Source organism: Akkermansia sp. 54_46 (assembly GCF_001917295.1).
Classification (GTDB): domain Bacteria; phylum Verrucomicrobiota; class Verrucomicrobiia; order Verrucomicrobiales; family Akkermansiaceae; genus Akkermansia; species Akkermansia muciniphila.
Genome location: NZ_MNUD01000036.1, coordinates 202,697 through 215,309, shown reverse-complemented (window position 1 = coordinate 215,309; position 12,613 = coordinate 202,697). Strand labels below are relative to the sequence as shown.

8 protein-coding genes are annotated in these 12,613 nt (G+C 49.9%); 5 read left to right on the top strand and 3 right to left on the bottom strand.

Going from position 1 to position 12,613, the window contains the following annotated elements; all coding sequences use genetic code 11:
• Window positions 1–5: 5 nt before the first annotated feature.
• The 5 genes from BHW66_RS11715 (at window position 6) to BHW66_RS11695 (ending at window position 10,023) form a co-directional block, all read left to right on the top strand.
• Complete coding sequence (locus BHW66_RS11715) at window positions 6–2,789, top strand: DNA methyltransferase (protein ID WP_102758538.1); 2,784 nt, start codon at window positions 6–8, stop codon at window positions 2,787–2,789.
• 1 nt (window position 2,790) lies between these two features.
• Entirely contained in the window at window positions 2,791–4,293 is a 1,503-nt protein-coding gene (locus BHW66_RS11710; protein ID WP_046437432.1) for a hypothetical protein, read from the top strand.
• Between the two features lie 83 nt (window positions 4,294–4,376).
• The gene (locus tag BHW66_RS11705) at window positions 4,377–7,274 is read left to right on the top strand and encodes a helicase-related protein (protein ID WP_046437431.1); all 2,898 of its coding nucleotides are present in this window, start codon (window positions 4,377–4,379) and stop codon (window positions 7,272–7,274) included.
• The gene (gene pglZ, locus BHW66_RS11700; RefSeq protein ID WP_046437429.1) at window positions 7,271–9,262 is read left to right on the top strand and encodes a BREX-3 system phosphatase PglZ; all 1,992 of its coding nucleotides are present in this window, start codon (window positions 7,271–7,273) and stop codon (window positions 9,260–9,262) included. Before BHW66_RS11705 ends, pglZ begins: the two co-directional genes overlap by 4 nt.
• Window positions 9,262–10,023 (top strand): hypothetical protein, encoded by a 762-nt coding sequence (locus BHW66_RS11695; RefSeq protein WP_046437427.1) that lies wholly within the window; start codon window positions 9,262–9,264, stop codon window positions 10,021–10,023. Before pglZ ends, BHW66_RS11695 begins: the two co-directional genes overlap by 1 nt.
• Window positions 10,024–10,220: 197 nt before the next feature.
• Here BHW66_RS11695 and BHW66_RS11690 read toward each other — a convergent pair whose 3' ends face one another.
• The 3 genes from BHW66_RS11690 to BHW66_RS11680 form a co-directional block, all read right to left on the bottom strand.
• On the bottom strand, window positions 10,221–11,090 hold the full coding sequence (locus BHW66_RS11690; protein WP_102758539.1) for a PD-(D/E)XK nuclease family protein: 870 nt from the start codon (window positions 11,088–11,090) through the stop codon (window positions 10,221–10,223).
• Window positions 11,091–11,093: 3 nt separating this feature from the next.
• Window positions 11,094–11,675, bottom strand: coding sequence for a hypothetical protein (locus tag BHW66_RS11685; RefSeq protein ID WP_146023914.1), 582 nt, complete (start codon window positions 11,673–11,675; stop codon window positions 11,094–11,096).
• A gap of 460 nt (window positions 11,676–12,135) precedes the next feature.
• The gene (locus BHW66_RS11680; protein ID WP_146018665.1) at window positions 12,136–12,594 is read right to left on the bottom strand and encodes a hypothetical protein; all 459 of its coding nucleotides are present in this window, start codon (window positions 12,592–12,594) and stop codon (window positions 12,136–12,138) included.
• Between the last annotated feature and the right edge of the window lie 19 nt (window positions 12,595–12,613).

Sequence of the window (12,613 nt, the reverse complement as noted above, 5' to 3'; positions counted from 1 at the left end):
TGAAAATGAAAGAACAAGCCACAATAGACTTCCCTGATGAGTCAAATACGCATCCCCCGCAAGAGCCTGTTACTTGTCTGGGATTAACGTTTGAAAATGACGAAGCCCGCCGCACCCACTTTACCGAGCAACTGCGTAAGAAACTTCAGGATCCAGAGTTCCGTAAAATCGAAGGCTTTCCTATCGGTAGTGACGACGACATCCTGAACCTGAGTGATCCGCCGTACTACACCGCCTGCCCGAACCCGTGGATCGCCGACTTCATCGCTGAATGGGAAACCCAGAAGCCGGAACTGCCCAAAGGCTACCACTACCACCGTGAACCCTTTGCGGCTGACGTAAGCGAAGGGAAAAACGACCCTATTTACAACGCCCACTCATACCACACCAAGGTGCCGCATAAGGCCATCATGCGGTACATTCTCCATTACACGCAGCCGGGGGATATCGTGTTCGACGGTTTCTGCGGAACCGGTATGACAGGCGTGGCCGCGCAGATGTGTGGCAATCGTGAAGTAGTTATGTCTCTTGGCTATCAGGTGAAGCCGGATGGTACCATTTTGCAGGAAGAGACGAATGAAGATGGAGAAAGGGTTTGGCGACCGTTCTCGAGGTTGGGCGTTCGCAAAGCAGTTCTGAACGACCTTGCGCCTGCTGCGACTTTTATTGCCTACAACTACAACACGCCTGTCGATGTTGTTGCATTCGAGAAAGAGGCCCAGCGCATTCTCAAGGAGGTAGAAGATGAATGCGGCTGGATGTACGAAACGAAACACTCTGACGGTCGAATTGGAAAGATCAGTTACACGGTTTGGTCGGATGTATTTGTCTGTCCGGAATGTGCAGGAGAGGTTGTTTTCTGGGATGAAGCAGTCGACGCCGAAAATGGAAAAGTTCACGACGACTTTCCGTGCCCCCATTGTTCTTCTATTTTAACGAAACGTAGAATGGATAGGGCATGGGTAACCCAATATGACCCAGCCCTTCAGCAGACCATTCGTCAAGTTAAACAGATTCCCGTACTAATCAATTACTCAGTATCTGGTAAAAAATTCGAAAAAAGACCGGATGCATTTGATATCGCTTTGATCGAAAAGATTGACGACAAAGAAATACCTTACCATTATCCATGTATCAGGATGATTGATGGAAAGGAGACAAGGCGTAACGATCCTGCCGGGATAACGCATGTTCATCATTTTTATACGAAAAGAAATTTATGGATATTAGCTGCTATAAAGAATAGAATAACTTATCCGCAGATGCTTTTATGGTTTAACTCCCAACTTGTCAATATTAGTAAATTAAATCGCTACAGACCAGGAGTTTCGTTTCCTTATAATCCTCTAAGTGGGACATTGTATATTGGATCACAAGTATCCGAATCTTCGGTTTTCATTGCTTATAAAAATAAGTTAAAAAAACTAATTACAGCTTTTAAAGAAATTAGTAAACAAACAACAAGTATAATCGAAACAAAATCTTCAAGTTGTTTAAATTCAACATTTGTTGATTATATTTTTATAGATCCACCATTTGGAGCTAATCTTAATTATTCGGAATTGAACTTTCTCTGGGAGTCCTGGTTAAAAGTTTTCACAAATAATGAACAAGAAGCTATTGAAAACAATATACAAGGTAAAGGACTGAATGAATATCGTCAATTAATGACAAAATGCTTTATAGAGGCGTACCGTATATTAAAGCCCGGGCGTTGGATGACAGTCGAATTTTCCAATACCAAGGCGTCGGTATGGAACAGTATTCAAACAGCCCTGACTGAAGCTGGCTTCATCGTAGCAAACGTATCTGCTCTCGACAAGAAGCAAGGCAGCTTTAAAGCAGTAACTACACCCACAGCGGTTAAGCAAGATCTCGTTATCTCAGCCTACAAACCCAATGGAGGTTTTGAAGAGCGCTTTCTGAAAGAGGCGCAAACCGAAGAAGGCGTGTGGGATTTTGTCCGCACGCATTTGAAGTATCTGCCAGTCACAAAGCAGCAGGGTGCTTCGTTGCAGTTCGTTGCGGAGCGTGATCCCCGTATCCTGTTCGACCAGATGGTGGCCTACTACGTGCGAAAGGGCTACCCCGTACCGATCTCCAGCCAGGAGTTTCAGAACGGGCTATCGCAACGTTTCATTGAGCGTGACGGCATGTATTTCCTGCCGGATCAGGTGGCAGAATACGACCGCAAGAAGATGACCTCGGGTGAACTCAAGCAGATGTCTATGTTTGTCTCCGACGAGGCATCTGCCATTCAATGGCTTCGTCAGCTCATCAAGGAAAAGCCCCAGACCTTTTCCGACATCAACCCGCAGTTCATGCAGCAGCTTGGCGGCTGGAGCAAGAACGAGGCCCAGCTCGACTTGCGCGAACTGTTGTGCCAGAACTTCCTCTGTTACGAAGGCAAAGGCCCCGTGCCTGAGCAGATCCACTCTTATTTGTCCACCAACTGGAAAGAGCTGCGCAACTTACCTAAGGATGATCCAACTCTAGTAGCCAAAGCCTGCGACCGCTGGTACGTACCCGATCCCAACAAGGCGGGCGACCTGGAGAAGTTGCGCGAGAAGGCGCTGCTCAAAGAGTTTGAGGAATACAAGGAGGTCAAAAAGAAGCTCAAGGTCTTCCGCCTGGAAGCCGTCCGCGCCGGGTTCAAGAAAGCCTGGCAGGAACGCGACTACGCTGTCATCGTCGCCGTCGCCGACAAGATCCCCAACAACGTCCTGGAAGAGGACCCCAAACTGCTCATGTGGTACGATCAAGCAGTAACAAGAATAGGAGAGGCATAAAATGGTTGCTACAGTTGACCTTAGTCATTATTCGGAGCAAATCCCTGCCGCAGAGGACCGTCCTTTATTCGATGAAGCAGTCGATACAGGAAAAGCGGGTGCTCTCCGTGCTACTTTCGTGATGATATGGCTGGCCTGTGCTGAATCGTTGAAACGGCGCTTCCGTGAAGCTCAAAAACGGGATAGTACTGCGGGTAAAATCGTTGGTGGGATCGCAACCAAGGAAAAAGCGCATCAAGCCGTGGATAAATTTGTTTTAACGAAGGCTTGCGAGTATGGTTTCATTTCCGATTCTGAGTATACCGTTCTCAACCATATCTATGAAATGCGCTGTTTATATGGTCACCCTTATGAGGAGGCACCCTCAGAGGAACAGGTCATACATGCTGCTGCCATGGTTGTTGAACATGTCCTATCTAGGCCTGTTAAGCTACGACATGGTTTTGGAAAGCAACTACTCACAAATCTCTTGGGAAGCCCCAATTTCCTCGATGATCAACAAACCGCTGTCTTGGCGTTTACCAAAGATATTCTTCCAAGACTTGATGATGACATATATGGTTGGCTGCTCGATAATTATTGGGGGGAGCTGGAAAAAATTTCCGACGATTCATCTATGGCAATCTTCTTTCGCCGAGGGACTTGGTTCTCTTGCACCATGTTAACCGAAATAGGTATCGATGTTTTTTCCCACGATGATTGGCATGACAGGCTCAGTAAATTTCCGAAGATACTGATGCGGGTATGCAGCATCGCTGACATATTCAAAGAGATAGGTGATCGAGCACAGGACTCGTTAGTTGGTTTGATTATCGCCGAGTCCGCTACGCGTGCCAGTGTCCTTACTTACCTCGAACAACTCATTATTAATGGTGCGTTGACTAAGCGACAACGGGAACGGTTTGTTGAATGCGTCTCGGAAATGTCATTGGACCTGCTCATGTCCGCAGGACTTAGTACAAAGACCTGTTACAGGAAACTGATCGATGCTATGAAATCTCACAACTGGTATCTGCAGAATCCCGCTATAGATATCATTGTTTCTAATGGACCAGAACAAGCTGCTGACCTCGATGAGAAGCAACAGGAAAATTTGGGACGAAATTTGCTTCAAGCAGGTGAAGGTTCGGCTGCGTCTGCCGATGAATTTCTCGAGAAGCTTTCACAAGATAAAATATCTTGGCCGTTTCCTGTTATTAGTGGGATTGCCATGGAATCATTCACCAACGAGAATAACCAAATCCGATTTAAGAAACGGCATTGGGAGCGAGTCCTGTCTATTATCGATCATTTGCCACAAGAACTACAGGGGCGACTCATACACCAGATTTCTGAGTCCGTTGACGCAGGTGCCCCAAAATATTTGGGGGGTCGGGACAATTTTAGAAACGTTATCGATTCTTTGAATGCTTACTCATGGGCTACTCCATTATTAGAGAGCCTCGAAGCGAAATCAGCAGAGATTTTGACCGAGGAGGAAGAAGTATGGCCTCTCAAATCCTGAAGTTCGATAGGAAATGGACTAAGTTGGCAACGTTGCATTCAAAATTCAGCAGACAACAGATCAAGCTAGAAGATAATTAGCGGATGGAATCGCTTTGGCAATACAGCACCGTTCATAACAGCGCCTGCAAGGTCATCGAAGAACAGACCTTGTGGGGGCAGACGGTGTGTCGTGTCTGGTTGCCGAACCAAGACGCGGTTGTGCACATACCCCACTCCACCTTGCGCCCGCTGAGCGCCGGTTTGCAGCCGCAGATCGAGGCTGGACGCATTGCCTATGTGGCCGCCGCAGCCAAGGTAGCCGAGGTGCTCGAAGGCTCCACCAGTGTTACCGGTGATCATGTATTGCTGGCTCCCATGGAGTCCAACGTTATTCCGCTGCCGCACCAGATCCACGCCTTGTCCCGGGCCATCTCTGGTGACCGCGTGCGCTACCTGCTGGCCGACGAGGTAGGGCTTGGCAAGACCATCGAGGCTGGCCTGGTCATGCGCGAGCTGAAGCTGCGCGGACTGGTTCGTAGAATTCTGGTCGTCGCGCCCAAAGGCATCGCTACCCAGTGGGTGTCGGAAATGCAGACCCACTTTAACGAGACGTTTCAGCTCGTCCTGGGCGATGATCTCGGTACTTTGCAGCGTCTTGTTCCGGGTGGCGATCGGAGAAGTTCTGCATGGTCTCTATTCGATCAAGTCATTGTGTCTCTCGATTCAGTAAAACCCATGGACAAACGGCGGGGCTGGACTGCCGAACGCATCGCCGAATACAACCGCAGCCGGTTCGAGGATCTGATTACTGCCGGTTGGGATCTGGTGGTAGTGGACGAAGCTCACCGCCTGGGGGGAAGCTCTGATCAAGTCGCCCGCTACAAACTAGGCAAAGGACTGGCGGAGGCCGCCCCCTATGTGCTGCTCCTCTCGGCTACGCCCCACCAGGGGAAGACCGATGCCTTCCATCGCCTCATGAACTTGCTGGATGACGACGCCTTCCCTGATATGGACAGCGTTTCTCGCGAGCGGGTTGCTCCGTACGTTATCCGTACGGAGAAGCGCAAGGCCATCGACTCCGAGGGCAAGCCGCTCTTTAAACCCCGGCGCACACAGATGGCCCCGATTGCCTGGGAGAGCCCGCACCATTTACAGAAACTTCTCTACGAAGCGGTGACCGACTATGTGCGTGAGGGGTACAACCAGGCCATGCGCGAACAGAAGCGTCACATCGGTTTTTTGATGATCCTGATGCAGCGCCTGGTTGTCTCCAGTACCCGGGCGATCAGAAGCACGTTGGAACGACGGCTCGCGGCGCTCAAGGAAGGCGAGCAACAAATCAGACAACGCCTGGGGGTACGTCAAAATGACGTTGAGGAATCAGAAGGAACTGACGATGAAAGTTTTGAACCTTATGACATGGACGGACAGGAGTTGCTCGATGAGCTGTTAAAATCCCATGTGTCGGCTTTGCAAAGCGAAAGTAGCCATGTTGAGATTCTGCTGGACGCGGCAATTCGTTGTGAACAGGCTGGTCCGGATGCCAAGACTGAAGCACTGATCGAGTGGATCTATAAGCTACAGTCTGAGGAAAACGAACCGGATTTGAAAGTATTGATCTTCACCGAATTCGTACCTACCCAGCAGATGCTGAAAGAGTTTTTGGAAGTCCGGGGCATTTCTGTCGTTACCTTGAATGGCTCCATGGATATGGAGGAACGCAAGCAGGCTCAGGATGCTTTCCGGAAAACGCATCGCGTACTCGTCTCTACTGACGCCGGCGGCGAGGGATTGAACTTGCAGTTTGCTCACGTCGTCATCAACTACGACATCCCCTGGAACCCGATGCGGCTGGAACAGCGAATCGGCCGAGTGGATCGGATAGGACAGCCCAAAACGGTGCGGGCGATCAATTTCGTGTTTGAGGATTCGGTCGAGTTTCGTGTCCGCGAAGTGCTGGAACAGAAACTCTCGGTGATCTTCGATGAGTTCGGCATCGATAAGACGAGCGACATTCTCGATTCCTCCCAGGCAGGCGAGTTGTTCGAGGATATGTTTGCCTCGGCTATCCTTGATCCTGACGGTATCGAAACCTCTGTTGAGCAAAAAGTGGCCCAGATCCGTGGGGAAATCCAGCGTGTGCGGGAATCCTCGGCTATCTACGGTATCTCGGAAGAACCTGATGTACAGACAGCTGAACGTCTGCGCTCCCATCCTCTGCCTTACTGGGTGGAACGGATGACGGTAAGTTATCTCACCTCCCACGGCGGTTTAGCCAAACGCAAACGTTCCTGGTGGGATCTGAATTGGCCGGACGGGCAGGAACATCGTAAAGTTGTCTTCCACACTCGGGAAGCTGATCGTCTCGCCGGCACTACCCTGCTGAATCTTGAAAATAGCCGCATCCGAGGGTTGGCACTGAATCTGCCCCATATCGTACCAGGTCAACCACTGCCTTGCGTCACCGTGAACGGGCTGCCCACTGGCATTTCCGGACTCTGGGGACTCTTCGAGATCCGACTTCAGGCAGGAATGCACCAGAAAACACAGCTTCTGCGCATCCCCATGGTGCGGCGTGGTTATGTCAGTGTATTCTTGAGCGAGGAAGGTAAACTGTTTCTACCCACAGCCCGGCATATCTGGGATGCGTTGCAGACAGCGGAAGTCAGAATACAGTCAACACTTGGTCAGGATGATTCCATGAAAGCCTATCAATGTTTGCAGGAAGCAGCAGAACACGCCGGGCAGGAATTGTTCAACTCCTTACAGCATGCTCACCTCGCCTCTGTAGCTCACGAAGAGGAACGTGGGATCACCTCCTTTGCCTCACGCCGTAAGGCGATTGAGCGCGTGGGCTTGCCGGAAGTTCGCCAGTTCAGGTTATCCCGTTGCAATGCGGACGAAAGCGAATGGCGGCAAGAATTGCAGGCCGCGAAGCAGATTGTACCGGAAATCAGACCGTTACTCATGCTACGAATGATGAACGGATGTATTCTATGAACAGTTGGCGAGACACCATATTAAAAGATTTTGTACCCAACGTCAGCAAGCTGACACTGGTTGCCGATCCGGATTGCCTGCTGAGCGAAGAGAAGCTGGCCTTGAAGCTTCGTGAACGTGGATTTGATCTGATTGAGTTCCATGATCCTGTCGAATTCAGATATGCCTATGAATCCAAGTACCGCTTGATATGGGACCGGGGTGAACACACCGATTTGGTTGTTATCCTTCGTTTGCAGGATACAGAACTGGATTCTCTGCCTTATGATCTGCTCGGAGCTGGTCGAAAACTCTCTTTCAATATGGGAGATCTTTTTCCCAACATGAGCTATCCGGTCATTGAACAGCTTGACAGAAGCTTGCTGGACTCTCTCTTTGAAGCCCAATGCAAATCGTTGCCTGATCGAATGGGCGACAATGCCACCAAGGATTACATTCTCCGCCATGTGTTTGGTATTGCAGCTGAGTTGATCGTCAACGATGTAGAATTACTTCGCACCTTGCTTCGTTTGCACTATGGCAATCTTCAACTTCCGTTGATGCTGTCTGAACGACTCATTCATGTTCTTAAAGACCACCAGGGATTTAAAGACTGGCCGCTTTCAGAGATCATTCCGGACGCTGAAGCCTTTTTCGATTTCTTGCAGGAACGCTGGCCTCTCTTTCTTTCCAGACAGGGCAAAGAGAATCTGGTGCAGGAGGGAACATCAGGATACGGTCTCAAGTATCCGGGTTTGGAGTGCCTGCCATTTGACCATCAAGACATCAAGGTCTACATCGATAACTTGTTCCTGGAAGGGAAACTCACTCCTATCGAAGTCCAAGACTTTGAAGTAGATGCCAACTCTTGGATTCGAAGCGGTATCTCCACATCTGGCGGGGATGATAAGTTACGGGTTTCCCGCCTGTTTGACCTTATCAAGAAAGGACTGCCCACCCGGGACGCCCGTTACTCGGATTGGACCTCCTTTGCCTTGAAATGGGCCGAATTGTCTTCTCTGGTTTATTGTGGAGAGCACGCAGTGTATCAGGCTCGTCTCAGAGAAATGGGTGATACGTTGAATACAGCATTTGCAGCCTGGCTGGCGGATCACTATTCCAGCCTGATGAACTTGCCTCCAACCAATCCGGCCATGTTGCACCATGTACCGCGCCGTTTGGTTCGAGATAGGGAAGACTCAGCTAATGGACTGGTAGCATTGATCGTAGTTGATGGTCTCTCCCTTGATCAGTGGGTGACTGTCCGTCAGATTCTGCAAAAACAGAACGCCCATTTAATGATGCGAGAATCTGCGACCTTCGCGTGGATTCCTACGCTGACATCAGTATCACGGCAATCGATTTTTTCGGGCAAGCCGCCTCTCTATTTTCCATCATCAATTAACTCTACCAACAGTGAAGGGAAACTCTGGACACAGTTCTGGGAAGGCCAAGGTCTGTCTCGGCTGGATGTTGCCTATCAGCGAGGTTTGGGTGATGGCGATGCGGTCGACATCCTCGATTCCGTAATACATCCAGGGAAAACCAAGGCGGTGGGGCTTGTTGTGGACAAGATTGACAAGATTATGCACGGCATGCAACTGGGCTCCGCCGGAATGCACAACCAGATTAAGCAGTGGTGCCAGGGAGGGTTCTTAACTTCGCTCGTTGCTCAACTGTTGGCATACGGTTACGATGTCTGGCTGACGGCCGATCATGGAAATATTCAATGTAACGGCAAAGGGCGTCCATTAGAGGGGGTGATTGCTGAAACCCGTGGAGAAAGAGTTCGTATCTATCCTTCGTCTGAACTCCGTTCTCAGGTAGCAGCATCTTTCCCGTTTGCTCATGAATGGTCGCCTATCGGATTGCCTGCTGATTATTTCCCCCTAGTAGCTAGTGGTCACGATGCATTCGTGAATCAAGGAGTTACCATCGTAGGACACGGCGGTATAGCCATTGAAGAAGTCATAGTCCCTCTTGTGAAATTTGAAAGGAGAACACCGTAATGGGTAAGAGGCACGAAACAATAGGAATCAAGCAGGCTATTCGTTTCGAGTGGATGCAAAAAGCAGCCAATTTGTTACTGGCAGGGCTTGATGCCAAAACTATCCGGCAGGAATTACATGAGTTCCTGGCAGACAGAAAGGTCAGTAACCCAGAATACGAGCAAAGCGTCCAGACTCGAACTTTTGTTGTTAACAATCTAATGAAGATCTGGGTATCTCCAGATCCGGAACTGATTCCATTCCGGGATGCCTCGCTTGAGTTTTTACGGAGAAATCCGTCTAAGGCCATTGCAATTCATTGGGGACTTATCGCAGCTACTTATCCTTTCTGGTTCAATGTGGCACGCCAAACAGGGCGTCTTCTGGCCTTACAGGATCGGGTAACCCAGATGCAGATCATTAACCGCCTCAAGGAACAATATGGTGACCGGCAGACAGTGAGTCGGTATGCCAGGTATGTAATCCGTTCCTTTGTAACCTGGGGTGTATTACAGGATTCCGAAGTCAAAGGGTGTTATGAGAAATCAACGTTAGTGAGCAATACAGAGCCAAACTTAGCTATCTTAATGTTCGAGTCTGCGCTCTTGGCTACACCTGAGGCCAAAAGCGTGTTAGGGTTTCTTCTAAACAATCCGGCGTTCTTTCCCTTCCAACTCCCGGTGATGACTGGTGATTTTATAGCCCAGCGTAGCGAACGAATCGAAGTAGTGCGCTATGGATTGGACGACGTGCTATTGAAATTGACAGCGAAGAGTAGCTGAAAATAGCTATCGACAAAAGATCGAGTCTTGGCATTTCTCTTATCAGAGAGATATACTTGATAAATTGTACTCCAGTAATCTAGCAATACTTTCTGCATGTAATTTTGAAACTTTGTATGCAAAAAGTATAAATTGCATCATCCCCAAGTTAAAAAGAAGCCTACCGTATGGTTGGCTTCTGAATAGACTGCATTCCTTTACTGCCTGCACCATCCGGAGCATTCCTTCCTGTACTGGCACCAGGAGCACTGTATCTCGGGTTGAGGATGGAAACGTTCGGTAGTGATGCCTTCGTAGGCAATCCTGTACAGGTCGGTGATGCGCTGCTTGCGCTGATCGTCAGCGGGTGGAATCTTGACCCGGATCACTTGGGGAGTCTTCGTCTTGACCAGGTAGATCAAATCCAGTGATGGAGGAGCGTCTCCCGTGGCTTCTTCGACCATCATCTGGTAGGTGACCAGTTGAAGCTCGTGATCAAAGGCTGCATGCCCGGTGTCCGGTTTGGCGGCAGCAGACTTGTAGTCCACTGCCGTCAGGTCGTGCTGGACGAGGTCGATGACGCCTCGTACGGGAACCGGCAGACCGGGGATGGTAGCCGACAGTCCTACTTCCACTCCCAGAGGCATCTGTGAAGTAACCTCGTCGGAGGCCATGTAGGCCTTGACGGTGTTCCAGGCGCAGGAACGGACTTTTTGTCTCGTTTCTTCGTCGGCGTAGTCCACCGGACCTTCCGTCTTCTCCAACTCCAGAAAGTGGGTGGAGAAGGCTTCTTCCATGGCCGTCTCACTACTGTCCTCTCCCCGCCACCGGGCGAGGTTGAAGGACTGGAGTGTTGCATGGATGGTCTTGCCGACATGCAGGGCGACTGTCGTCGGCTTCCGTATCTGCGCTACCCTCTCGAAGAAGAAATGAAGGGAACATAACAGGTACGATTTGACCGACGAGGGAGACAGGTAGTCCGGGCGTATGGCAGGGGGAGAAGAAGCCTCCGAAGGGAACTTCTTCACCAATGCGATAGCCGGGTGCAGGGAGGATGAACGTATTGGCCGGGTTACGGGAGCAATCATAGGTCAGTACGGGTTGGAGTTGCCGGCATAAGTCGCAGCGGGACGGCGGGTGTAGTTGTTCCTGCCTGATGCCGAGCGTTTGGATGTCGCACCGGAGCGGTTCATCAGCTCGTCGATCAGCCCGGAGGCTTCCATGCGGTTGAGCATGGCAACGACCTTGTTGAATCTCCGGGTAGCCAGTTCGTTCAGGGCAGTGTCATCCAGCCCGACCTTCCCGGCCAGTTCCAGGATGAGCGCCTGTTGCTTTTCCGAGCACTTCCATGCGGGAACGGTTGCAACAGAGGTCTCGGGAGCGCTTGCAGGCGGAGTTTGTCTTATGGATGATGTGGATATCATCTGTAAGCAGGAAGCCCCGGGAGCAGACATTTGAGCAGTTTGTGTGCCGTAATGTTCGTCTGGGACGAATCCGACTTGTTGGATTTGAGCATCGACGGCAGCCTGAAGGGAGCCGTAGAGTCGTTCCGTTTCCGCAGCCAGTTCGGATATGTGGGTGATTTCCGTTTCGATAGAAACTTCGAACTGGTGGGAGGAATACCCCGGCAGTCCGAGGCGTTTGCTGTAGTTGGCGATGAGTTTGATAGCCATGATGGTAGTTCTTTCGTTGTTGATGGGTGGATACAGAAAAGCCGCCATGCCCCGGGATGGGAGCATAGCGGCTTTGTGAAGAATGACAGGCAGGTAAATCCCTGTGTCTGATATATATGACGGGAGGGAAGGAGTTATTTCAGATGAGAATGACTCAAAATACTCACCAATAGCTATTTAGATGAAATGAAATCCTTCATCCAGACAGTTGACAATCTGTATACTTCCTCATACCCGGTTCCACCAAGAGGTCATTCTCCGGGAGTTCTGCAAACAACATTCCGGTTACATCTCCTCCGGTGTACATTCCGACAGGCAGGATAAACCTGATTGATTCACTCAAACAAATCCTGGATGGCAGGCAGTATTATGACAAGGTGGCTGTCCTGTAAGTAATACGGGGGGATGGTATAAGAGCTACGACAGCAGCCTGTTTCCCATAGGAAGAAACCGACTGTTCTTATTTTCCCCAGCGCTGTCTTCTTTCACCGCATTCTTCTGAGGGGATACGACCACCAGCCTCAAGAATAGCTTCTAGGGCATTCAATGCACGTTGTGGAATCAATAGCTTCCTCTCTACAATCATATCCAGAACCCATAAAATCCCTTTGACTTCGATCCCGGCTTCAGCAGATTTTGTCCGTAGCCTTTTATCACCGGAAAGCAAAATACCACCATGCCTTTTGGCCAGATGGGCTACCGATACATCCTGCAAGCTTACTTTCCACTCTTTCGCTTGCGCATTAAGAGCAGGAAGATCTGATTCATCAATGGATTCCAAAATCAATTTGTCAGCATCCACATAGGTTTGAAGCAAAGAAAACTGTTCCTCTTCCAGAATCTCCTGATAGACAAGGTGTGTCGTCCGGGTCTCAAACCCCAGCTGAAACCATAAATCAAGGAGATCGCCTTCTATCAAGTCTAGGAGCACGCAGGCG